18 protein-coding genes and 1 riboswitch are annotated in these 25,014 nt (G+C 42.4%); of the genes, 11 read left to right on the top strand and 7 right to left on the bottom strand.

Features of this window, described 5'->3' with window-relative positions; translation table 11 throughout:
* The first annotated feature begins 6 nt into the window (after positions 1-6).
* Positions 7-3,615 carry an exodeoxyribonuclease V subunit beta gene (gene recB / locus DY200_RS04475; RefSeq protein WP_115587070.1) on the top strand — a complete coding sequence of 1,203 codons (3,609 nt, stop codon included), beginning with the start codon at positions 7-9 and terminating at the stop codon, positions 3,613-3,615.
* A 77-nt stretch (positions 3,616-3,692) separates the two neighbouring features.
* Here the strand turns inward: recB and lnt are convergent, their stop codons facing one another.
* Both lnt and corC read right to left on the bottom strand, forming a co-directional pair.
* The gene (lnt, locus tag DY200_RS04470) at positions 3,693-5,204 is read right to left on the bottom strand and encodes an apolipoprotein N-acyltransferase (RefSeq protein ID WP_115587069.1); all 1,512 of its coding nucleotides are present in this window, start codon (positions 5,202-5,204) and stop codon (positions 3,693-3,695) included.
* A gap of 81 nt (positions 5,205-5,285) precedes the next feature.
* Positions 5,286-6,179 (bottom strand): CNNM family magnesium/cobalt transport protein CorC, encoded by an 894-nt coding sequence (corC, locus tag DY200_RS04465; protein WP_005603650.1) that lies wholly within the window; start codon positions 6,177-6,179, stop codon positions 5,286-5,288.
* A gap of 169 nt (positions 6,180-6,348) precedes the next feature.
* Between corC and DY200_RS04460 the strand changes: the two genes are divergently transcribed.
* From DY200_RS04460 to glpK, 3 genes are all read left to right on the top strand, one after another.
* The gene (locus DY200_RS04460; RefSeq protein ID WP_115587068.1) at positions 6,349-6,951 is read left to right on the top strand and encodes a curli polymerization inhibitor CsgI-related protein; all 603 of its coding nucleotides are present in this window, start codon (positions 6,349-6,351) and stop codon (positions 6,949-6,951) included.
* A gap of 235 nt (positions 6,952-7,186) precedes the next feature.
* Positions 7,187-7,969: an MIP/aquaporin family protein gene (locus tag DY200_RS04455; RefSeq protein WP_005596374.1), complete on the top strand. Its 783-nt coding sequence runs from the start codon at positions 7,187-7,189 to the stop codon at positions 7,967-7,969.
* A 34-nt stretch (positions 7,970-8,003) separates the two neighbouring features.
* Positions 8,004-9,515, top strand: a complete 1,512-nt coding sequence (gene glpK / locus DY200_RS04450; RefSeq protein ID WP_115587067.1) for a glycerol kinase GlpK — start codon at positions 8,004-8,006, stop codon at positions 9,513-9,515.
* Between the two features lie 120 nt (positions 9,516-9,635).
* Here glpK and lon read toward each other — a convergent pair whose 3' ends face one another.
* From lon to glpQ, 3 genes are all read right to left on the bottom strand, one after another.
* Positions 9,636-12,044, bottom strand: a complete 2,409-nt coding sequence (gene lon / locus DY200_RS04445) for an endopeptidase La (protein WP_115587066.1) — start codon at positions 12,042-12,044, stop codon at positions 9,636-9,638.
* A 147-nt stretch (positions 12,045-12,191) separates the two neighbouring features.
* A complete protein-coding gene (glpT, locus tag DY200_RS04440) occupies positions 12,192-13,637 on the bottom strand; it encodes a glycerol-3-phosphate transporter (RefSeq protein ID WP_005596379.1) in 1,446 nt (481 codons plus the stop codon).
* A 202-nt stretch (positions 13,638-13,839) separates the two neighbouring features.
* The gene (gene glpQ, locus DY200_RS04435) at positions 13,840-14,928 is read right to left on the bottom strand and encodes a glycerophosphodiester phosphodiesterase (RefSeq protein ID WP_115587065.1); all 1,089 of its coding nucleotides are present in this window, start codon (positions 14,926-14,928) and stop codon (positions 13,840-13,842) included.
* A 252-nt stretch (positions 14,929-15,180) separates the two neighbouring features.
* On the opposite strand from glpQ, the gene glpA reads away from it, so the two are divergent.
* From glpA to ribH, 7 genes are all read left to right on the top strand, one after another.
* Positions 15,181-16,866: an anaerobic glycerol-3-phosphate dehydrogenase subunit A gene (gene glpA / locus DY200_RS04430; protein WP_115587064.1), complete on the top strand. Its 1,686-nt coding sequence runs from the start codon at positions 15,181-15,183 to the stop codon at positions 16,864-16,866.
* A complete protein-coding gene (gene glpB, locus DY200_RS04425) occupies positions 16,856-18,142 on the top strand; it encodes a glycerol-3-phosphate dehydrogenase subunit GlpB (protein ID WP_115587063.1) in 1,287 nt (428 codons plus the stop codon). Before glpA ends, glpB begins: the two co-directional genes overlap by 11 nt.
* Positions 18,139-19,413, top strand: coding sequence for an anaerobic glycerol-3-phosphate dehydrogenase subunit GlpC (glpC, locus tag DY200_RS04420; RefSeq protein WP_115587062.1), 1,275 nt, complete (start codon positions 18,139-18,141; stop codon positions 19,411-19,413). The genes glpB and glpC overlap by 4 nt, the downstream gene beginning before the upstream one ends.
* A 51-nt stretch (positions 19,414-19,464) precedes the next feature.
* Positions 19,465-19,590, top strand: a riboswitch (FMN riboswitch).
* A gap of 132 nt (positions 19,591-19,722) precedes the next feature.
* Positions 19,723-20,817: a bifunctional diaminohydroxyphosphoribosylaminopyrimidine deaminase/5-amino-6-(5-phosphoribosylamino)uracil reductase RibD gene (ribD, locus tag DY200_RS04415; RefSeq protein ID WP_115587061.1), complete on the top strand. Its 1,095-nt coding sequence runs from the start codon at positions 19,723-19,725 to the stop codon at positions 20,815-20,817.
* A gap of 122 nt (positions 20,818-20,939) precedes the next feature.
* On the top strand, positions 20,940-21,587 hold the full coding sequence (ribE, locus tag DY200_RS04410) for a riboflavin synthase (RefSeq protein ID WP_115587060.1): 648 nt from the start codon (positions 20,940-20,942) through the stop codon (positions 21,585-21,587).
* 60 nt (positions 21,588-21,647) lie between these two features.
* Positions 21,648-22,853, top strand: coding sequence for a bifunctional 3,4-dihydroxy-2-butanone-4-phosphate synthase/GTP cyclohydrolase II (locus DY200_RS04405; RefSeq protein ID WP_115587059.1), 1,206 nt, complete (start codon positions 21,648-21,650; stop codon positions 22,851-22,853).
* Between the two features lie 110 nt (positions 22,854-22,963).
* Complete coding sequence (gene ribH, locus DY200_RS04400) at positions 22,964-23,425, top strand: 6,7-dimethyl-8-ribityllumazine synthase (RefSeq protein WP_115587058.1); 462 nt, start codon at positions 22,964-22,966, stop codon at positions 23,423-23,425.
* Between the two features lie 90 nt (positions 23,426-23,515).
* Here the strand turns inward: ribH and greB are convergent, their stop codons facing one another.
* Together greB and DY200_RS04390 are read right to left on the bottom strand one after the other, a co-directional pair.
* Positions 23,516-24,004 carry a transcription elongation factor GreB gene (gene greB, locus DY200_RS04395; protein WP_115587057.1) on the bottom strand — a complete coding sequence of 163 codons (489 nt, stop codon included), beginning with the start codon at positions 24,002-24,004 and terminating at the stop codon, positions 23,516-23,518.
* A gap of 9 nt (positions 24,005-24,013) precedes the next feature.
* The gene (locus DY200_RS04390) at positions 24,014-24,949 is read right to left on the bottom strand and encodes a KpsF/GutQ family sugar-phosphate isomerase (RefSeq protein WP_115587056.1); all 936 of its coding nucleotides are present in this window, start codon (positions 24,947-24,949) and stop codon (positions 24,014-24,016) included.
* Positions 24,950-25,014: the final 65 nt, after the last annotated feature.

Genomic DNA, 25,014 nt, shown 5'->3' with positions numbered 1-25,014 from the left:
AGAGTCATGAAAACCCTTTCTCCGATTGAATTGCCGTTAAATTGTACCGCATTAATTGAAGCGTCCGCCGGTACCGGTAAAACCTTTACCATGGCAAACTTATATTTGCGTTTGTTGCTGGGTGTCGGTTGTGCGTCTTTAACCGTTGAGCAGATTTTGGTGGTAACCTTTACCAAAGCGGCAACCGAAGAATTACGTGATCGTATTCGTAGAAACATCAAAGCCTGCCGCCGCTTTTTGCAAGAGTATGATGCGGAAAAATCCTATGATGCCAATGATTTCTTCTTCCAATTACATCAGCAGATTGAAAGTGTGGAAGAGGCGATTTTACGCTTACGCATTGCCGAACGAGAGATCGATTTAGCCAGTATTTTTACCATTCACAGTTTTTGTCAAAAGATGCTATTTCAATTTGCGTTTGATTCGGGGATGCGTTTTGATAACGACTTGCAGCCGGATGAAAGTGATTTGTTACGCCGTTTAAGTGAAGAAGTTTGGCGTGAAATGTTCTATCCGATGGGACTGACCGAAACGGCGGCGGTGGCGGAATATCTTGGTACGCCGTACAATGCTTTTGAGGCAATTCGTGCCTTTGTGCCTGCCGAATTGCCGCCATTGTCAGATGAACAACATTGGTTGAACGGCGAGCTTGCTGTTCATTTGGCTGCCTTACAGCATTTTTTAGCGGATGCTAAACGGCATTGGTCGGCACACGGAGAAGAAATCAGTCGCTTAATTGAAAGCGAATTAGCGAAAAAATATAAAACCGGTGAGAAAAAAGCACTTAATCGCCGTTCTTACCAAACTCGTTACTTAGAAAAATGGCGTGCTTCCGTGGACGAATGGGCGGCAAGTTCGCTTTCCTATTTGCCGGAAGAACAGTTTGAACGTTTCTGTCAGGAATTTCTAAACGAAAAAGCGGAAGAGGGCGCAGAACCGTTGGTTCATCCGCATTTTGCAAAAAATCAGCAAATTTTGACCGCTTATCAACAGCAGTTTGCGAATAAACAGAAGCCGTTATTGCTCTATCAATTCTTACTCGCAGTGAGAACAAAGCTCGCAGATTATAAAGCGACGCATAGTGAGAAAAGTTTTAACGATATGCTCACTTTACTCAATCAAGCTTTAAACGCTGAAAGGGGGGCAGAGTTAGCAGCACAAATTCGTGCGCAATTCCCGTTCGCAATGATTGACGAGTTCCAAGATACCGATAAAGAGCAATATGAAATCTTCCATAAGATTTTTATGCAGGAAACGCATACGAATCACGGATTTATTATGATTGGTGACCCGAAACAATCGATCTATAAATTCCGAGGTGCGGATATTTTCACTTATTTGACCGCTTCTCAACAGGCGCAACAAAAACGCACGTTAGCCAAAAACTGGCGCTCGTTGCCACCAATTGTGAGTGTAACTAATCGCTTATTTGAATTTCCGGAAGCTGCTGAAAACAGTCCTTTCTTGTATCAAGGTATTCAGTTTCACTCGGTGGAAGCGAAAGCGAGCGAAGCTGAATTAATCGGCGCCGACTATGTAAATTGTTATCTACAAGCAAAATTTGATGAAAAATTAGCGGCAAAGCAGTGTGCTTACCAAATTCAGCAGCAGCTTAAGCAAATGGAAGCGGGTGAATTCGGCTTAAAATTTACCAATACTACGGAAGAGATTAATGCGTTTCAGGCAAAAGATATTGCAATTTTGGTGCGTAGCCACTCGCAAGCTACATTGATAAAAAGTGCATTAGCTGAACTGGGCATTCGTTCGGTATTTTTGTCGGAAAAAGAAAGCGTCTATCAATCGGAAACCGCTAAAGAATTATTGTGGGTGTTGTATGCCTGTTTAAATCCGTATCATCAACGCCATTTACTCAGTGCGTTAGGCACAACCCTCTGGGGGCTGTCAGCAACGGAGATTCATCAGCTTAAAAATAGCGAATTACAGTGGGATGAACAGGTAGGGCGCTTTATTACATATCAGCAAATTTGGCAACAACAAGGTATTTTACCGATGTTGCATAAGTTATTTATGCAAGAGGGAATTATTGAACGCTTACGAGCCAACCCGCGCGACAGTGATCGCCGTCTAACGGATTTATTGCATTTAACGGAATTACTACAAAATGCCATGCCGAGCTTAGAAAATGAATCGGCGTTAGTGCGTTGGTATGAACGTCAATTGGCAAAAATAGATAGCACGGAAGAGCATATTTTACGCTTAGAAAGTGAAGAAGAATTGATTAAAATCGTGACCGTTCACGGTTCAAAAGGTTTGCAATATCCGATAGTTTGGTTGCCGTTTATCGGTAAAAAAAATCAGGGTGCTAAAGCAAGTAATTTGGCTATCTACCGTGATGAACAAGGGCAAGCGCATTGGTATTTCGGGAAACCGTCAGAGCAAGTACAAGCACTGATGGATCGGGAAGAATTGGCTGAAGATCTGCGTTTGCTTTATGTAGCGGTTACGCGAGCGGAATCACAGCTTAACTTGATTCTGCCGCAACGTTTTGAAGACGGTTGGAATGCGGTGCATTATTTGCTGAGCAATGGTGAAATCGGTTTAGATAAAAGCTATAAAGCGGAAATAAGTACATCGGAATATTTGCAACAAAAAAGGATTGATTTCCAAGCGGTTGAATTAGATGAAAAAATTGCGAATGATGAATGGCGACCGACTCCGTTTGTGTCAGAGACTTTATCCGCTTGTCATTTTACCGGACAGATTCAGCAGACAGGGCTAGTGACCAGTTTCAGTGCATTGCATCAACAACACGAGTGGGCGATGCAACATCATACGGGATATAGTATGCCGAAAGCATTTGAGAGCGCCGGACAAGATTATGACCAGCAACAAGTGCTTACGCCCGAAACGGATAATCTTTTTGCTTTGGATAGTGAAGAAACCAATGCCTATTCGCCCTACCAATTCCCTCACAGTACCAAGGTTGGCAATATTCTACATAGTTTCTTTGAACACAGTGACTTCCAACAAGCGGTCGATTTTGAGCAAATTCTTACTATTTGCGAGCAGCTGGACTTAGATGAAAATTGGCACGAACCGTTACAACAATGGTTTGAAAAGGTACTTGCAACGCCGTTTAGTGAGTCTGAATTTGCGCTAAAAGACGTTCCGATGACAAAACGTTTAAACGAATGGCAGTTTTATTTACGCTTAAAAAATTCGGACGGATTACGTAAGTTAAACCAGTTGTTAAAGCAATACAGTGCGGTTTCGGCAAAATTACCGGATTTGAATTTACCGCAGTTGGAAGGCTATTTACGCGGTTTTGTCGATTGTATCGTGCAAGTAAACGAGAAATTTTATCTGATTGATTATAAGTCCAATTTCTTAGGTTATTTAGCACAAGACTATAGCCGACAAAATTTGGAAAAAACGATCGGGCAATATCGCTATGATCTGCAATATCTGCTTTATACGCTGGCGCTACATCGCTATTTACGAGTACGTTTAGGTGGGCAGTATGAGTATGAGCGTGATTTTGGCGGCGTAGCATATTTATTCTTACGAGGAATGAACGGCACACCGAATAGCGGTGTATTTTTCGAAAAACCTTGCAAGCAGTTAATCGAAGGTATGGATGAAATATTCGGTTAATAACCTTCACTACATTAAGCTGAAAAATAAAGCACTAAAATAATAAGTTTTAGTGCTTTATTTTTTAAACAAGCGACCTATTTTTTCCGATTTCTTACAAAGGCAAAAATAAAGCAAAACAGACTTAGCGCATAAATCAGCCGGTTACCTGTTTTGGCAAATAAGGTTTCTCCCTTAGTCGGTTGAATTTGAGCGGTCAATACGTTCGCTTCAAATTGCGGAATCTGCTCAATGACTTCGCCTTTGGTACCGATAATCGCCGTAATTCCCGTATTTGCCGCACGCAGTAGCGGCTTGCCTAATTCAAGCGCACGCATTCTCGCCATTTGGAAATGTTGCCAAGGGCCGATAGAGGCGCCGAACCACGCATCATTGGTAATCGTTAATAAATAATCCGATTGTTGTACCTGTTGGTTTTGTTGCATTTGATTGCCGAAAATCACTTCATAGCAAATCGCCATATTAAACTTACGATTTTTGGCAAAAAGTGCCGGTTGCACGAATTCGCCTTGCGATAAGTTAATCGGCAGAATAAATACATCACGCATCCAATCCAATACCGAGCCGAAAGGCACATATTCGCCGAACGGCACTAAATGGTGTTTGTTATAACGCTCGGTATTGTGTAAGTCATAGGGTTGTAATGGATTTCCCAATACTACCGCACTATTAAATAATTGCTCGCTTTCGTCTTGGTAGAGTGTACCAATAATTACTTCACTGCCTTTGTCCGCAGCAACTTGTTGAAGTTGGTTTAGTAGCGGATAAATTTGCGTTTCTAACGCCGGAACAGCGGATTCGGGCAATACAATTACATCACTTTTACCTAATAGCGGGCTAATTAAACGTTGATAAGTTTGCAGCGTATAATCGAAATGCGCCGGATCCCATTTCATTTTTTGCTCAATATTGCCTTGTACAAGGCTTACGGTAAGCGGTTGTTTTTGCTCGTCAATTTGCACAAACGGAATGAATTTGGCGGCAAATGCTAATCCGCACAGTATTGCTAAGGTGGCAAGCGAAGCGGTCGTTTTTGCGGATTTTTTTACCAATAACGCCAGATAACCGCTCACCGTCATCACAAAGAATGTTAAGCCCTCAACACCTAACAGCGGGGCAATGCCGGCAAACGGACTGTCAATTTGCGTATAACCGAACTGCAACCAAGGAAAGCCGGTAAAGACAACGCCGCGCAGATATTCGGTAAAGGTAAAAATCGCCGCAAGTGCAAAGGGATTTTGGATTCGGAACTTATGTGCAATATAGCTGAATAGCAAATTATAAAGCGCGAGATAGCAAGCCAATAAAAATACTGCAATATAGCTCACTACCAGCGGAACACCGCCGAATTGAGTCATACTGACGTGTACCCAATTTACTCCGATACAAAAGCAGCCGAGCGACCAAGCAAAGGTTGCCCAGAGGGCGATTTTTCGTTGCGGAAGCGTTGCCGCCCAAATTAAACCGGCGGCGGAAAGATAGACGATTCCCCAAAGATCAAAAGGGGAATAAGCAAGCGTACCGAGACCTCCGAGGGCAAAGGCGAGTAAACAAGCGGTTAAAATTGACGGATTTTTTACAAAGTTCATTTTAAAGAGATAGATTAACTAATATTAAGCGAAATAACACAAACAAAAGGTGAGGATAAAACCTCACCTATGCATTGTTCATTATTCTTCGTTACTGACCAGCTGTTCCATTTTTTCCAGCTGTTCGTCCGATACGGTGACACGTAATTGAATTAGACGGCGACTGTCGGCGGAAGTTACTTTAAAATCGATACCTTCCAATTGAATTTGTTCGCCTCGTTTCGGTAAATGTCCGAACGCTTGCATCACTAAACCGCCGACCGTATCCACTTCTTCATCGGTAAAATCGGTGGCAAAAGTTTCGTTAAATTTCTCAATATCCGTCAGTGCCGATACCGCATAAGTATGGCGAGAAAGCTGGCGAATCGGCTCGATTTCTTCTTCGTCGAATTCGTCTTCAATATCGCCGACGATTTGCTCAAGAATATCTTCAATCGTGACTAAGCCGGATACTGCACCGAATTCGTCCACCACCAGCGCCATATGAAAGCGTTCGGAGCGGAATTCTTTCAACATTCTATCGACCCGTTTACTTTCCGGCACAATCACTGCAGGGCGTAGAATGGTTGGCATTTCAAACTCTTCGGAATCGGTTCTGAGGAATTTTAAGAGATCTTTGGCATGTAAAATACCTAATACGGTATCTTTGCCGTCGTCTAAAATGACCGGAAAGCGAGAGTGAGCGGATTCAATGATTAAATCAACACAAGCGGTAAGATCAAGATTGGCGTCAATATAAACGATTTGCGGACGAGGTATCATAATATCCCGCACACGCAGTTCGGAAATCTCCATTACGCCTTCGATCATATCTTTGGTATCACTATCGATCAGTTCGTTATCCAGAGAATCTCGAATTACTTCAACCAAGTCTTCTCTATTTTTCGGTTCGGATTGAAATAAGCCGCCGAAAATCGATTGTAAAAACGATTTTTTATCCTGTTGCGTATTGACGCTCTGTTGTTCATCACTCATTGTATCTACTCTTAAAAATAATATTTACCCGATTTTTATCTGTTGATCGGATATAAAAGAAAATTATCACAAATTCATCGCTTTGATAATAAATTTATTTCTATTTTTGAGAAATTAGCATAGCATAAGCTATAAATATTCATATTGATTTAAGTTAAGGAGCTTCTTTATGAAATTAACCAAAATGGCGGTTGCGGTTGCAACATTAGCGGTCAGTGCGTTTTCGGTTGCAGGCACTTTAACCGCATCGGATAGCGTAGAATTATTGGCTTTTGACGGACAGAAAGTAGCGAGAGGTACGGCGGGATTATCGATTGACGGCAAAGTGCACCAAGTCGTAGTCAGTGTAAGCGATATTGTGGACGGAAGCTATTTCTCCATTGATCCGATTATTCTTACTTTTAACGGTACTGATGAAGACGCCAAAATTGTGACTCCGAAATTTACGTCTAATTTTACGGTAGATAAGTTTAAGAAAGAGTTAAACTTTAAAATTGAAACCGCATCGGGTAAAGAAATCGCATATAAACGCGATTTCTTAAAAGGAGAAGGTTTCGCACCGAATTCTCGAGTTGAAGATAATCTCTCTAAATATAACGCAAGTAAAGCGGTCGCTTCCGTTCAGGCTTTTGCAAATGCGGCGTTGGAAGCTAAAGGACAAATGGTGATTGAAACCAATAATGTTAAAGAAGAACAGTTGCAAGTCTTATTTAAAAAAGCGGATAAAGAAACGCAAAAACGTTTCTTGGAATGGGCTAAAAAACAACAGTAACGTTTCCCCTTTTTACGGGTTAAACCTCAACTTCGGTTGAGGTTTTTTTGCCTGTTTTCGTCCGTAAAATTTGAAATGCGTCACATTTTTAACAGAAGAAATGTGCGTAATATCACAAATTTGCATTTTCCCGTTTGCGAAAAATGTTCGTTTTTATATAGTTCGCATCGAAAACGTTTGCGTTTTTCAACATTCAATAGCGTAATTTACTTTTCGTTATCCGTAGGAGGACTATATGGAAAGATCGTTAAAAGGTGCTTGTATCGCAGAATTTATCGGTACGGGTTTAATTATTTTCTTTGGGGTAGGTTGTGTTGCCGCCGCACAATTAGCCGGTGCGACATTCGGTTTATGGGAAATCTCCATTATGTGGGGCGTGGGGGTTGCTTTGGCGGTATATACTACCGCAGGCGTATCCGGTGCGCATCTAAATCCGGCGGTAACCGTCGCACTTTGGAAGTTTGCGTGTTTTGACGGAAAAAAAGTACTGCCTTATATCATTTCCCAATTTTTAGGTGCTTTTGCCGCAGCGGCGTTAGTTTATTTCCTTTATAAAGATCTCTTTGCCGCAACTGAAGCCGCTAAAAATATTGTACGCGGCGAAGGCGTCGGACTTGCCGGTGTTTTCTCTACCTATCCTCATCAACATATCAGCGTATTACAAGCCTTTTGTGTCGAAGCGGTCATTACCATGGCGTTAGTCGCATTAATTTTAGCTTTAACCGATGACGGTAACGGCGTACCGAGAGGTCCGATGGCTCCGTTATTAATCGGTTTATTGATCGCTGCGATCGGCGGTGCTTTCGGTCCTTTAACCGGCTTTGCAATGAATCCGGCGCGTGACTTCGGTCCGAAAGCCTTTGCATTCTTAGCCGGTTGGGGTGAAGTTGCCTTTACCGGTGCGCGCGATATTCCGTATTTCCTCGTTCCTTTGATTGCGCCGATTGTCGGCGGACTTGTCGGTGCTTGGGGCTATCGTCGTTTTATCGGTAAAAACTTACCATGTAATTGTAAATAATTGCGTCATTCATTTAATAGAGAAGGTGATTACTATGACTAAAGAATACATTATTGCGTTAGACCAAGGTACGACAAGCTCTCGTGCGGTGTTACTCGACAAAAACGCCAATATCGTAGAGGTTTCTCAACGTGAATTTACCCAAATTTATCCGCAAGTCGGTTGGGTGGAACATAATCCGATGGAAATTTGGGCGACGCAAAGTTCGACATTAAATGAAGTGGTGGCAAAAGCGGGCATTACTTCCGATAAAATTGCGGCAATCGGTATTACCAACCAACGTGAAACCACGATTGTTTGGGAAAAAGAAACCGGTAAACCGGTTTATAATGCGATTGTATGGCAATGCCGTCGTACGGCGGATATTTGTGCGAAATTAAAAGAAGACGGGCACGAAGCTTATATTCGTAAAACGACCGGTTTAGTGGTGGACCCGTATTTCTCCGGTACGAAAGTAAAATGGATTTTAGATAATGTTGAAGGCGCAAGAGAAAAAGCCGAGCGCGGCGAGCTGTTATTCGGTACGGTAGATACTTGGTTGGTTTGGAAATTAACCCAAGGTCGCGTGCACGTTACCGATTACACAAACGCTTCCCGTACTATGATGTTCAATATTCATACTAAACAATGGGACGATAGAATGTTGGAATTATTAAATATTCCGCGTTCTATGTTACCGGAAGTAAGAAATTCATCGGAAGTTTACGGCGAAACCAATATCGGTGGTAAAGGCGGCGTACGTATTCCGGTAGCCGGTATGGCGGGCGACCAACAGGCAGCGCTTTACGGTCATTTATGTGTTGAAGCCGGACAAGCGAAAAACACTTACGGTACCGGTTGTTTTATGTTGATGAATACCGGAAATGAAGCGGTTGAATCGAAAAACGGTTTATTGACGACGATTGCGTGTAATGCAAAAGGCGAACCGTGCTATGCCTTAGAAGGTTCTATCTTTATGGGCGGTGCTTCGATTCAGTGGTTACGTGACGAACTTAAAATCGTACATGACAGTAAAGACTCCGAATATTTTGCAACAAAAGAAGACAGCACAAACGGTGTGTATGTCGTACCGGCATTTACCGGTTTAGGTGCGCCGTATTGGGATCCGTATGCGCGAGGCGCGATTTTAGGGCTTTCACGCGGTGCAAACCGTAACCATATCGTGCGTGCGACATTAGAGTCTATTGCATATCAAACTCGTGACGTATTAGATGCAATGCAGTCGGATAGCGGTAAACACCTTGCGACTTTACGTGTGGACGGCGGTGCGGTTGCCAATAACTTCTTAATGCAATTCCAAGCGGATATTCTCAATGCGAATGTAGAACGTCCGGTCGTGCGTGAAGTTACCGCTTTAGGTGCGGCATATCTTGCCGGTCTTGCTGTAGGATTCTGGAAAGATTTGCAAGAATTACGCGGTAAAGCGTCGATTGAGCGTACCTTTGTTCCGGATGGTGACGAAGCAAAACGTACCAGACGTTATAAAGGTTGGAAAAAAGCGGTTAAACGTGCGTTAGAATGGGCAAAAGAAGACGCAGAGGAATAATTTAATCATTCTGTAAGCGGTCTGATTTCTGGTAAATTTTGCGGAAAATATGACCGCTTATTATAGAAAAACAAAGGGCTTCAAATAATTTGAAGCCCTTTTTACGTTATGTTATTACGATTATTGAATCGCCGCTTTTGAGCGAGTTTTTTTCACTTTAATCGTTTGTGATTTAGGAGAGAGCACCTCAATCCCCATCGGCGGATTTTCTAGTGCAATCGCTAACACTTCGTCAATCGTTTCCACCGAATGAATAGCCAATGCCGCTTTGGCATTTTCAGGAATCTCTTCCAGATCTTTTTCGTTGTCTTTCGGAATAATCACCGTGGTAATGCCGCCACGGTGTGCCGCCAATAATTTCTCTTTTAAGCCGCCGATCGGTAATACTTTACCACGTAAGCTAATTTCACCGGTCATCGCCACTTCTTTGCGAACAGGATTGCCGGTTAAACTTGAAATTAATGCGGTACACATTGCGATACCTGCACTCGGGCCGTCTTTCGGCGTTGCGCCGTCCGGCACGTGTACGTGAATATCTCGTTTTTCATAGAAGTCATCCGCAATGCCTAATTGTGCGGATCTTGCTCGTACCACCATCATTGCCGCTTGAATCGATTCTTTCATCACATCGCCTAATGAACCGGTAAATGAGAATTTACCTTTACCGCTGACCGAAGTGGTTTCGATGGTGAGTAAATCGCCGCCGACTTCCGTCCAAGCTAAACCGGTCACTTCACCGACACGGTTTTGGCTGTCCATTTTACCGTAATCAAAACGTTTTACACCCAAGTAATCGGCGATATTGTCTTCGGTTACCGTAATTGATTTGACTTTTTTGTCCAACACCAAAGTTTTCACCGCTTTACGACAGATCTTAGCAATTTCACGTTCAAGACTACGCACGCCGGCTTCACGAGTGTAGTAACGAATAATGCTTAAAATAGCACTATCTTCGATAGTTAATTCACCCGCTTTTAAGCCGTTATTTTCTTGCTGTTTGGCAATTAAGTGGTCACGGGCAATATGCATTTTCTCATCTTCGGTATAACCGGAAAGACGAATCACTTCCATACGGTCGAGTAATGCCGGCGGAATATTCATTGAGTTTGACGTTGCTACGAACATTACGTCGGAAAGATCGTAATCGACTTCTAAATAATGGTCGTTAAACGCTTTGTTTTGTTCCGGATCTAATACTTCAAGTAATGCCGAAGCCGGATCGCCACGCATATCTTGCGCCATTTTGTCGATTTCATCGAGCAAGAACAACGGATTTTTCACGCCGACTTTTGCCATTTTCATCATTAATGAACCCGGCATAGAACCGATATAAGTACGGCGATGACCGCGAATTTCCGCTTCGTCACGCACACCGCCTAACGCCATACGAACGTATTTACGACCGGTTGCATTAGCGATAGATTGCCCAAGTGAGGTTTTACCCACACCCGGAGGACCGACTAAGCAAAGAATCGGACCTTTAAGTTTGTTTAAACGACTTTGTACCGCAAGATATTCGACAATGCGCTCTTTAACACGCTCCAAACCATAGTGATCTTTGTCTAAAATTTCTTGCGCTTTCGCCAAGTCTTTTTTCACCGTTGATTTTTTGTTCCACGGCATTTTTAAGACCCAATCGATATAGCCGCGTACGACGGTCGCTTCGGAAGAACTTTGCGGCATCGCTTTTAACTTTTTAAACTCGCTATCCAGTTTTTCTTTTACTTCGAGCGGTAACTTCGCTTCTTCGATTTGTTCTTTTAATTTATCCAGCTCGGTTTGTTCGGCGTCTTCGCCGTTGCCAAGTTCTTTTTGAATCGCTTTAATTTGCTCGTTTAAATAATAATCGCGTTGGTTTTTTTCCATTTGTTGTTTCACACGATTACGAATACGCGTTTCGGTTTCTAGCGAATCCAACTCGGTTGCCATAGCTACTAATAATGCTTCAAAACGAGCGATAAGATTAGTTTCTTCCAATAACGCCTGTTTTTTCTGAACCGGTGCGATTAAGTTAGAGGCAATCGTATCGGCAAGACGATCTTCCAAAGTGATTTTCTGTAACTTCGGCAAAATTTCCGTCGGGATCTTCTTGTTATTTTTTACATAATTTTCAAATTCGTTAATTGTCGCTTTAGCGATTGCGCTTAGTTCGTCATTCTCATTATCGTATTCGGAAATTAACGGTTGAACGCCTGCCCAAAAACCGTTCTCATCGTCGTGAATATGCTCGATTTTCGCGCGTTGCTGACCTTCAACAAGCACTTTTACCGTACCGTCCGGTAGATTGAGCATTTGAATAATATTGGCAATTACACCAACGGAATACACGTCTTCCGTGGTCGGTTCTTCTTTATTCGGATCTTGTTGCGTGACAAGAAATAACTGTTTATTTGAATCCATCGCCGCACGTAAAGCCTGAATCGATTTCTCACGACCTACGAATAACGGCATTACCATATAGGGGAAAACCACTACGTCGCGTAATGGAAGAAGTGGCAATTCAATCGCTTTCTTTTTTCTCGGTGCCATATATTTCTCTCTTATTTTTCTATCAATCGATTAGCCCATTATGGGGTTGATTTTTGGAAAAACAAGCGAAAATTTGATTAAAATTAAAAAGAGAGGAAATACCGAATAGTATTTCCTCTCTCATATTTTTAGTGGTTTACGATAAGATTATTTACCGTAGTGATCACCTAATTTCGCTTTATGTTTACCTTCTTCAATCATCACGATAAACATTAAGAGTACGGCTAATACGCCGCCGGCAATCATTACGTAGAAACCGCCGTCCCAGCCGTAATATTCAGCCGCCCAACCTACAACGGCCGATGCCGAAACAGTACCGCCTAAGTAACCGAATAAACCGGTAAAGCCCGCTGAAGTACCCGCCGCTTTTTTCGGTGCAAGTTCAAGTGCGTGTAAGCCGATTAACATTACCGGACCGTAGATTAAGAAACCGATAGTTGTCATTAAGATGAAGTCCATTAATTGATATGGGTTTTCATACCACGCTTTACCTGCATATTGCGCTAATTCCGCTTCAGGCGTTGCCGGGTTTTTCCATAATGCGAACACGGCGATAGTCGTTAAGATCATGAAGATAAAGCCGGTTAAACCGCGTTTACCTTTGAATAATTTATCCGATACCCAACCGCATAATAATGTACCCGGAATCGCAGCTAATTCATAAATGGTATAAGCCCATGCAGTTCCTTTAATGTTAAAGTGTTTTACTTCACCAAGATAAACCGGAGACCATTTTAAAACGCCGTAACGAATTAAATACACGAATACGTTAGCGATTGCGATGTACCATAATAATTTGTTTTTAAGTACGTAAGTCACAAAGATTTCTTTGGTACTTAAGTCTTTTTCCGCCGTTTCTTCATTATAGTCATCCGGATAATCGTTACGCCATTTTTCTACTGGCGGTAAACCGCAAGATTGCGGCGTATCTTTCATCACGAAATAAACCGGAATCGCAGCGATCATTGCGGCAATACCTGGATAATAAAGCGCTTGTTGCCATACGTCTTTCGCTGTAGCGTGTTCGCCGGTGTTGCTGAAGTAAATCGCACTGGCTAATAATACCATCGCACCCGGTACCATACCGCCCACGTTATGCGCACAGTTCCAAATAGAAACGATAGTACCGCGTTCGGATTTAGACCACCAGTGAACCATAGTACGACCGCACGGTGGCCAACCCATACCTTGGAACCAACCGTTTAAGAAAATCATGATGAACATCACTGCAATACCTGAAGTCGCCCACGGCATTAAGCCCATCATCGTCATACAAAGACCGGAAAGTAATAAACCGAACGGTAAAAATACTTTCGGATTCGAGCGGTCTGACATACCCGCCATTACGAATTTAGATAAACCGTAAGCCAAACCCGCACCGGTACCGATAATACCGAGTTCCGCTTTATTATATAAACCCGCTTCAATTAAACCTTTTTGCGCAAGGTCGAAGTTCGCACGCACAAAGTAATAGGCGGCATAGCCGAAAAAGATACCTGCAAAAACTTGCCAACGTAAGAATTTGTATCTGGCATCTATTTTATCTGCCGGTAATTCCGCAATATGCGGAGCCGGTTTGAATGGACCAAACATAGAAACACTCCATATTTTATATTTATTGATAAAAAGTTCGATTACGAACAATCGAGTATATTCTATATAAAAAAGAGTAATACTCCATAAAAATTATTCAAATTTGTGAATCTACTCACATTTTTATGAGGGTATTTCAACATATTCAATCAAAACATGGTCGATTCACAAATTTATTCTTCATTTTCGCTCAAAATTGAGATTATTTTATTCCTTTAATAAATTGTACGCCGGTATCCGGGAAGTCGGTAAACACGCCGGTTGCTCCCGCTTTATTTAATAACGCATCGTACATTTGATTTACATCGGTAAAGAATTCCGGAAGGGCATCTTTACGTACTGTGTACGGATGTAGTTCCATTTTAGTTTTCGCAATATCTTTCACCATCGGCGTGAATTTGATATCGCCTAATTTTGAGTTTTTGTCATCAACCAACATATACCAACCAGGGCCTACGCCGTCGGCGTATTTAGCCACTTCAGCCATTGCGCCGTCTTTGAACATCCAGTCGTAGTTGTAGTTCACCCATTTGCCCGAAGCGTCTTTTTCTTCGGTTTCATGCCAATCGGTATAAGCGACTAATTGAACGAGTTTTACGTCCATACCGAGTTTCGGCAATAATTCGGTTTTAATACGTTTTAACTCGTTAAAATCGAAAGTTTGTAAATAAACTTTGTCCGATTTTTGGTCATAGCCGTATTTTTTCAGTACTTTTAAGGTTTCTAATGCAATATCTTTACCTTCTTGGTGATGTAGCCAAGGCGCTTTAATTTCCGGATAGATACCGATTTGTTTACCGGTTGATTTTTCTAAGCCTTGGATAAATTCGATTTCATCTTCGAAAGTGTGAATTCTGAAATGTGATTTCCACATCGGGAAACGATTCGGATAAACCTGTACTTGTTGGCCGTTTTCGGTTTTGAAATTTTCCGTCATTTCAAGCGTTTGGATTTCTTTTAAGGTGAAATCCGCCACATAGAAACGTCCGTCCTTACGCGCACGTTTCGGGAATTTTTTCGCCACATCGGTTAAGCCGTCTAAGAAATGGTCGTGAATAACAATTAAACGGTTGTCCTTTGTCATCGCAAGATCTTGCTCTAAATAATCCGCTTGTTGAGCGAAAGCAAGCGCTTTGGATTCAAGCGTATGCTCCGGTAGGTAGCCGCTGGCACCACGGTGAGCGATAATCAACTTGTCGGATTTAACCGGCTCAACAGGTTGCGTATTAGAACAACCAGCTAATACCGCCGTAGTAATAAGACTAATCGCTAATGCTTTGATTGTTTTCATAGATTTCTCCTCATGATGATTGCTTAAAAAGCCGGCTAAAAGGTTAGCCGAAAAGCACAAATATAAAAGATGATTTATGTAAATTTGTGATCTGTACCACAAACAATTTCGTAAATCGAAAGAATTTGTGATGTTATTCACACTTCTGATTTCTTTTTTGCTCATTTACTTGTTCAAAAACGCTCATTTTAATACAATGCGGTTATTTTAATTTGTTCGTTTCATTTCATTTAAGTGTGGGAGAGGTTGAGTATGAACATTTCACCTCAGATGTATCAAAATGTTGCAGACTTTTCGCCGATTAATACCGATGTGATTATTATCGGTGGCGGCGCAACGGGAGCCGGTATTGCGCGAGATTGCGCATTACGCGGTTTAAAATGCGTATTACTTGAACGCAGAGATATTGCAACCGGTGCGACCGGTCGTAATCACGGTTTACTACATAGCGGCGCACGTTATGCGGTGAATGATAGGGAATCTGCCGAAGAGTGCATTAAAGAAAATCTAATCCTTAAACAAATCGCCCGTCATTGCGTAGATGATACGAAAGGGCTTTTCATAACCCTGCCGGAAGACGATCTCAATTATCAGAAAAACTTTATCCAAGCCTGTACCGATTCGGGTATCGAAGCGGTTGAAATCGAACCGGATCTTGCAAAATATATGGAGCCGTCCGTTAACCCTTCGCTAGTCGGTGCGGTGGTTGTGCCGGATGGTTCGATTGACCCGTTCCGTTTAACCGCTTCCAATATGTTGGATGCAACGGAAAACGGCGCAAAAATATTCACTTATTGCGAAGTGATAGGGTTGATTCGTGAAGGCGGCACCGTTATCGGCGTTAATGTGTTCGATCATAGAAACCAAGTAAAACGTCAATTTTTTGCGCCGATTGTGGTGAATGCAGGCGGGATCTGGGGGCAGGGTATTGCCGAATACGCCGATCTCAAAATCAAAATGTTCCCTGCAAAAGGTTCGTTATTAGTGATGGGACACCGTATCAATAATATGGTGATCAACCGTTGTCGTAAACCGGCGAATGCCGATATTTTAGTACCGGGCGATACCATTTGTGTTATCGGGACGACTTCCGACCGTATTCCTTATGATCAAATTGACAATATGGTAGTCACACCGGAAGAAGTGGACGTACTGTTCCGTGAAGGGGAGAAACTTGCACCGAGTTTGCGTCATACCCGTGTATTACGTGCTTATGCGGGGGTTCGTCCATTGGTGGCAACGGACGATGATCCGTCCGGTCGTAACGTGAGCCGCGGTATAGTATTGCTGGATCACGCGGAACGTGACGGTTTAGACGGCTTTATCACTATTACCGGCGGTAAACTAATGACTTATCGTTTGATGGCGGAATGGGCAACCGATTTGGTTTGCAAAAAATTGAATAAATCCGAGCGCTTGTGTAGCACGGCGGAGCGTCCGCTTCCGGGTTCAAATGAAAGCTGTGAAGAGACCAGTAAAAAAATCATTTCGCTACCGAATACGATTCGTCATTCTGCGGTTTATCGTCACGGTTCCAGAGCATTGCGTTTACTGGAAACCGAACGATTGGATAAAACCTTAGTGTGCGAATGTGAAGCGGTAACCGCCGGTGAAGTTCGCTATGCGGTTGATGAGCTGAATGTAAATAACTTAGTCGATTTACGCCGCCGTACCCGTGTCGGTATGGGAACTTGCCAAGCGGAACTTTGCGCCTGCCGTGCTGCGGGATTGATGAGCCGTTTCAATGTGGCGACACCGAAAGAATCAACCACACAATTAGCTTCATTTATGGAAGAACGTTGGCGTGGTATTCAACCGATTGCGTGGGGAGATGCAATGCGGGAAGCGGAATTTACCAGCTGGATTTACTATAGCCTACTCGGACTGAATGATGTGCCGATGGACAAAGAGCAGGGAGTGAATAGCAATGAATTTTGATGTAGTGATTATTGGCGGAGGGCTTGCCGGTTTAACCTGTGGGATTGCGCTTCAAGAACAAGGCAAACGCTGTGCGATTATTAATAACGGACAAGCGGCGATGGATTTTTCTTCCGGCTCAATGGATTTACTTTCTCGTTTACCAAGCGGTCAAAAAGTCGAAAATGTTTACCAATCGCTTGATGAATTAAAACTTCAAGCGCTGGAACATCCGTATAGCATTCTCGGCAAAGATCAAGTATTGGCAAAAGCGCAGCAGTTCGAACAATTAGCGCAAAGTTTAACTCTACATTTAGAAGGATCAACGGCGCAAAATCATGAACGCATTACCCCGCTAGGTGGTCTTCGTGCGACTTGGCTATCGCCGAATAGCGTGCCGACAGTAAAACATTTAACTACCTTAGCGGAGAAACAGGTCGCCATTTTAGGAATTGAAGGCTATCACGATTTTCAGCCGCAATTATTGGCGGACAATTTAAAACAGCATAGCCAATTTTCCGATTACGAATTTACCATCGGTTATTTGAATATTCCCGAGTTGGACTATTTACGCCAAAACTCTCGTGAGTTTCGCAGTGTAAATATTGCGCAATTATTAGAACATAAATTGTCTTTCCAAGATTTAGTACAAGAAATTAAACAAGCGGCAGGCAATGCGAAAGCGGTCTTTTTACCGGCTTGTTTCGGCTTAGATAACCAAGATTTCTTCAATAGCTTACAGCAAGCAACCGGTTTGGCATTATTTGAATTACCGACGTTACCACCGTCTTTATTGGGTATTCGCCAACATCGTCAGCTACGTTCACGCTTTGAGCAATTAGGCGGTATGATGATGAACGGTGACCGAGCGGTTAAAGCGGAATTTGAAGAGGATAAGGTAGTACGTATTTTTACCACATCACACCAAGAAGAACCGATTAGTGCGGATCATTTTGTGTTGGCTGCCGGCAGTTTCTTTAGCAACGGGCTTGTGGCGGAGTTTGAACGAGTGAAAGAGCCGGTATTTGATTTGGATATTTGCGGTTGCAAAAATTTTGATAATTCTGACCGCTTTACTTGGACAAATAACCGCTTTGCGGCACCTCAACCATATCAATCTGCAGGTGTAGTGATTAACTCGGCTTGCCAAGTGCAAAAAAACGGTGAGGTTGTGCCGAATTTATATGCGGTGGGCAATGTCATTGGTGGTTTCCAAGGCATTGAGCAAGGTTGCGGTTCGGGTGTTGCAGTGGTAACGGCATTAACCGTTGCAGAACAAATCGGAGGTACAAAATGAATATTAAACAATTGATTGAAAATGCACGTCAAGGCGCACAATCTCCGGTTGTTCATCAACATTTTGATCCGAGTTTTGAAAGTTGCTTGAAATGTACCGCTTGTACGGCGGTATGTCCGGTTTCACGTAATAATCCGTTCTATCCGGGACCGAAACAATCCGGCCCGGACGGCGAGCGTTTACGTCTGAAAAGCCCGGATTTCTACGATGAAGCCTTGAAATATTGTACTAACTGTAAACGTTGTGAAATTGCTTGCCCGTCGGATGTAAAAATCGGCGATATTATCGTACGTGCAAGAAATCGTCACGTTGAGCGTCAAAATAAACCGTTAATTCACAAATTGCGTGATGCGGTATTAAGTAATACCGATATTATGGGGACGATGAATACCCCGTTTGCACCGATTGTGAATACGATTACCGGTTTAAAAGCGACCCGATTCTTACTGGAGAAAACCTTAAAAGTCAGCCAACACCGTACCTTACCGAAATATTCATTCGGTTCGTTCCGTAATTGGTATATGAAAAAAGAAGCGAAACGCCAGGCGCAATTCAAAGAGCAAGTCGCTTATTACCACGGTTGTTATGTGAACTATAATAATCCGCAGTTAGGGAAAGAAGTGATTGACGTAATGAATGCACTGGATATCGGTGTGGTCTTGCTTGAAAAAGAAAAATGTTGCGGTTTGCCGTTAATGGTGAACGGTTTTCCTGAAAGAGCGAAAAAACAGGCGGAATTTAACCTGAAATATCTTGAAAAAACCGTTAATAAACAGTTGGAAGTGATCGGTACGTCTTCAAGCTGTACGGCAAATATTAAAGAAGAATACAGTCACGTACTCGGTATGCCGAATACCAATGTGAAATCTCACATTAATATTGTGACTCGTTACTTGTATAAATTACAAAAAGCCGGCAGAAAATTACCGCTTAAGCCAATGCGTTTACGTGTTGCTTATCATACCGCTTGTCACGTAGAAAAAGCAGGTTGGGCACCTTATACATTGGAATTATTAAAACAAATTCCGGAATTAGAAATAGTCATGTTGCCTTCACAATGTTGCGGTATTGCCGGGACTTACGGTTTTAAAGCGGAAAACTACGAAACGTCACAAGCAATCGGACGTACTTTGTTTGAGCATATCAATGAGGGCGGTTTTGATTATGTGATTTCAGAGTGCGAAACCTGTAAATGGCAGATTGATATGTCGAGCAATGTTACTTGCTTACATCCAATCACTTTATTATCAATGGCATTGGATAAACGCTAATTCTTGCTTGACTTTGACAATCAAAAGTCGCAAAATTTGCAACAATTTTTTAATAATCTTCAGGGCAGGGTGAAATTCCCGATCGGCGGTAAAGTCCGCGAGCCGAACGAAAAAGGTTTGGCAGGAACTGGTGAGATTCCGGTACCGACAGTATAGTCTGGATGGAAGAAGATGAAATAACCGTGTAAGCGGTGGTTTTTCCTATCTTTTTTACAAGCCTTGAGATCGAAAGATTTCAAGGCTTTTTTCATCATTAGGGTAAACACGCCTGTAATGTGTTTTCCTCTGCCCTTAAATAGTTTCAAAACAATGACGGATTTAGACTATATGCGCCGTGCGATTGCACTGGCAAAACAAGGTTTAGGTTGGACGAATCCCAATCCGCTTGTCGGTTGTGTAATTGTCAAAAACGGTGAAATCGTTGCCGAAGGTTACCATGAAAAGATTGGTGGTTGGCATGCGGAACGTAATGCCATTTTACATTGTAAGGAAGATCTTTCCGGGGCGACTGCTTATGTAACACTTGAGCCTTGTTGTCATCACGGGCGCACGCCTCCTTGTTCGGATTTATTAATTGAACGAGGCATTAAAAAAGTATTTATCGGTTCAAGCGATCCGAATCCTTTAGTGGCGGGGCGAGGAGCAAGTCAGTTACGTCAAGTCGGTGTGGAAGTGGTGGAAGGTTTACTCAAAGAAGAATGCGATGCGTTAAACCCGATTTTTTTCCACTATATTCAAACTAAACGCCCGTATGTGTTGATGAAATATGCGATGACGGCAGACGGCAAAATTGCAACCAGTACCGGTGAATCTAAATGGATTACCGGTGAATCGGCAAGAGCAAGAGTGCAACAAACTCGCCATCAATATAGTGCGATTATGGTTGGAGTGGATACGGTACTTGCCGATAATCCGATGCTAAATAGCCGAATGCCGAATGCGAAACAGCCGGTTCGGATTGTCTGCGATAGCCAATTACGTACACCGTTGGATTGCCAGTTAGTGCAAACAGCGAAAGAATATCGCACCGTGATTGCAACCGTTTGTGACGATTTGCAAAAAATTGAACAATTTAGATCGCTTGGCGTAGAAGTATTAGTGTGTAAAGCACGAAACAAGCGGGTAGATTTGCAAGATCTTTTGCAAAAGCTCGGTGACATGCAGATCGACAGCCTGTTATTAGAAGGCGGTTCAAGTTTAAATTTCAGTGCGTTAGAAAGTGGTATTGTGAATCGAGTACATTGTTATATCGCGCCGAAATTAGTCGGTGGTAAACAAGCGAAAACCCCAATCGGCGGCGAAGGTATTCAGCAAATTGACCAAGCGGTTAAATTAAAATTGAAATCGACTGAACTTATCGGCGAAGATATTTTGTTGGATTATGTAGTCATCTCCCCTCTTTAGCAAAGAGGGGCCGGGGGAGATTTGAGATAATGTTGAAATTTACACCGTCTTTCACTTTGGCGTTGTTAAATCTCCCCTAACCCCTCTTTACAAAAGAGGGGGATCAATAATGAGGAAATTATATGTTCACAGGTATTATTGAGGAAGTCGGCAAAATTGCTCAAATTCATAAGCAAGGCGAATTTGCGGTAGTCACAATTAATGCGACCAAAGTATTACAAGACGTTCATTTAGGCGACAGCATTGCGGTGAACGGCGTATGTTTAACCGTAACGTCTTTTTCAAACAACCAATTTACCGCTGATGTGATGTCTGAAACGTTAAAACGTACTTCATTAGGCGAATTAAAACCGAATAGTCCGGTTAATTTAGAACGCGCGATGGCGGCAAACGGACGTTTCGGCGGACACATTGTTTCGGGGCATATTGACGGCACAGGCGAAATTGCGGAAATCATACCGGCACATAATTCAACTTGGTATCGTATAAAAACCTCTCCGAAGTTAATGCGTTATATTATTGAGAAAGGTTCGATTACCATAGACGGTATTAGCCTGACCGTAGTGGATACCGATGATGAAAGTTTCCGTGTATCGATTATTCCACATACCATAAAAGAAACCAATTTAGGTTCGAAAAAAATCGGCAGTATTGTCAATTTAGAAAACGACATTGTCGGCAAATATATCGAACAGTTTTTGCTAAAAAAGCCGGCGGATGAACCGAAAAGTAATCTTAGTTTAGACTTTTTAAAGCAGGCGGGATTTTAAAATTTGTAGGACACACTCAGTGTACCCTACCGACAAAAATGTATATTTTAGGAAAAGAAGATGACAGATTTCCAATTTTCAAAAGTAGAAGAAGCGATTGAAGCGATTCGTCAAGGTAAGATCATTTTAGTGACTGACGATGAAGATCGTGAAAACGAAGGTGATTTTATTTGTGCTGCAGAATTCGCAACACCGGAAAATATCAATTTTATGGCAACTTATGGCAAAGGTTTAATTTGCACACCGGTTTCAACGGAAATTGCTAAAAAGTTAAATTTCCATCCGATGGTGGCAGTCAATGAAGATAACCATGAAACGGCGTTTACAGTATCGGTGGATCACATTGACACAGGAACAGGCATCTCTGCTTTTGAACGTTCAATTACCGCAATGAAAATTGTAGGTGATAATGCGAAAGCAAGTGATTTCCGCCGCCCAGGGCATATGTTCCCATTAGTAGCAAAAGACGGTGGTGTTTTAGTACGTAACGGTCATACTGAAGCAACAGTTGATTTAGCTCGTTTAGCCGGTTTAAAACACGCTGGTTTATGTTGTGAAATTATGGCAGATGACGGCACAATGATGACCATGCCGGATCTACAAAAATTTGCCGTAGAGCACAATATGCCGTTTATCACGATTCAACAATTACAAGAATATCGTCGTAAACATGATAGCTTAGTGAAACAAATTTCTGTGGTAAAAATGCCGACAAAATACGGCGAATTTATGGCGCATAGCTTTGTTGAAGTGATTTCAGGTAAAGAACACGTTGCGTTAGTCAAAGGTGATTTAACGGACGGTGAGCAAGTTTTAGCGCGTATTCATTCTGAATGTTTAACCGGTGATGCGTTCGGCTCTCAACGTTGTGACTGCGGCCAGCAATTTGCCGCAGCAATGACCCAAATTGAGCAAGAGGGCAGAGGTGTGATTCTGTATTTACGCCAAGAAGGTCGTGGTATCGGTTTAATCAATAAGCTACGTGCTTACGAACTACAAGATAAAGGGATGGATACGGTTGAAGCGAACGTCGCTTTAGGATTTAAAGAAGACGAACGTGAATATTATATCGGTGCGCAAATGTTCCAGCAGTTAGGCGTGAAATCGATCCGTTTATTAACCAATAATCCGGCAAAAATTGAAGGCTTAAAAGAGCAAGGGTTAAATATCGTTGCACGTGAGCCGATTATTGTAGAACCGAACAAAAATGACATTGATTACCTAAAAGTGAAACAGGTAAAAATGGGACATATGTTTAACTTCTAACTTTAACGACTGTATGTAATGTTAGGGAAGCAAGCATTGCGTCCCTACTATAAAATGATACAAGCGGTCACTTTTTTATAAAATTTTGCATATTTCAAGAGGACAAAAAAATGGCAAAGATTACAGGTAACTTAGTTGCGACAGGTTTAAAATTCGGTATCGTAACCGCACGTTTCAACGATTTTATCAACGATAAATTATTAAGCGGCGCAATTGATACTTTAGTGCGTCACGGTGCGGATGAAAATGATATTGATACGGTATGGGTACCGGGAGCATTTGAGATCCCGTTAGTAGCGAAAAAAATGGCAACAAGCGGTAAATATGATGCGGTAATTTGTTTAGGTACAGTAATTCGTGGTTCAACAACTCACTATGATTACGTGTGTAATGAAGCGGCAAAAGGTATCGGTGCAGTTGCATTAGAAACCGGTGTACCGGTAATTTTCGGTGTATTAACCACAGAAAATATTGAACAGGCGATTGAACGCGCGGGTACTAAAGCAGGTAACAAAGGTTCAGAGTGTGCATTAGGTGCAATTGAAATGGTAAACGTATTAAAAGCGATCTAATTTTTCGTTTGACGTACTAAAAACAAGCGGTCGTTTTTGACTGGAATTTTGCAAATTTCCCGTTAAAAACGACCGCTTACATTTTATGTACTAGTAAAGACCTTCTTTCTCATACCAGATTTTGTTGATATATAGCAAGCTTTTGCCAAGCGGCGTATTCACCTTAATTTCATCATCCGCTTCTTTACCGATTAACGCTCGGGCTACCGGCGAATCAATTGAGATCCAATTCTTAGCCGGATCAAATTCATCACACCCGACAATCCTGTATTGCTTGGTTTCTCCTTGTTCGTTTTCAAGCTCAACCCAAGCACCGAAAAAGACTTTGCCTTCTTGTTTCGGATGATAATCCACGATTTGTAACACTTCTAAGCGTTTAGATAAAAAACGAACTCGGCGATCAATTTCACGTAAGCGACGTTTACCGTAAATATATTCGGCATTCTCACTTCGATCACCTAAAGCGGCGGCTTCCGATACCGCTTGCGTTACTTTCGGGCGTTCGTCTTTCCACAAGAATTTAAGTTCTTGATCTAAGGTCTGCCATCCGCCGCGAGTAATATAATTTGATTTTGCCACAAAACATCCTTAACTTGAGAATTCCATAATACCGGACACTTTGCCTTCGTCGTTCAGCGCAATGAGCGAATGAATATGCAATTCTTTCATCATTTCTTCCGCTTTCGCCAAATAAGTATTGTCCGAAACGGTTTTCGGATGTTTCGACATAATTTGTTCGGCGGTTTTCGCTAAACTGTCCGTACCGAATTGCGCTAACGTACGACGAATATCGCCGTCAGTGATAATGCCTTGTAATTGTTCGCCTTGCATAATTAATGCCACGCCCATTCTGCCTTCATTCATCACACTTAGAATCGTACTGAAATCCGCATTCGGTTGGGCGATCGGCAACTTAGTTTGCATCACGTCTTTCACGCGATTGAGCAATTTACGTCCTAAGCTACCGCCCGGGTGGAAGCGAGCGAAGTCTTCCGCTTTGAAGTCACGTGCGTTGATTAATGCAATCGCCAACGCATCGCCGAGCGCCATGGTTACTAGTGTCGATGTAGTAGGGGCAAGATTATTCGGGCAGGCTTCTCGCTCAACACCGATATTGAGAATTAAATTGGCGTGTTGAGCAAGAGTTGAATTCGGATTGCCGGTCATCGCAATAATTTTATTACCGAAACTTTTTAGGCTGGGTAATAATTTAATTACATCATTGGTTTCTCCGCTGTTGGAAATAAGAATCACCACATCAATCGGTTTTAACATCCCTAAATCGCCGTGGAAGGCTTCGGTCGGATGTAAATAAAAACTCGGTGTGCCGGTTGAAGCAAACGTCGCGACCATTTTTTGTCCGACTAAACCGGATTTACCGATACCCGCAACCACGACGCGTCCTTCACAGTTCAAAACCATTTCGACCGCTTGATTAAATGCGCCGTCTAAACGTTGATTAAGCTGGCTAATTGCTTGGGCGTAAAGGCTGAGAGTTTCGTTTGCACTCGCTAAGTAATTCATATTTGTTCCTAAATGGCAAAATAGAAGTCAATTCGCAATATTATACACAAAGCAAAATAAAACCG

It is taken from the genome of Actinobacillus lignieresii (assembly GCF_900444945.1).
Lineage (GTDB): Bacteria > Pseudomonadota > Gammaproteobacteria > Enterobacterales > Pasteurellaceae > Actinobacillus > Actinobacillus lignieresii.
This window is presented reverse-complemented; position numbering and strand designations above follow the sequence as displayed.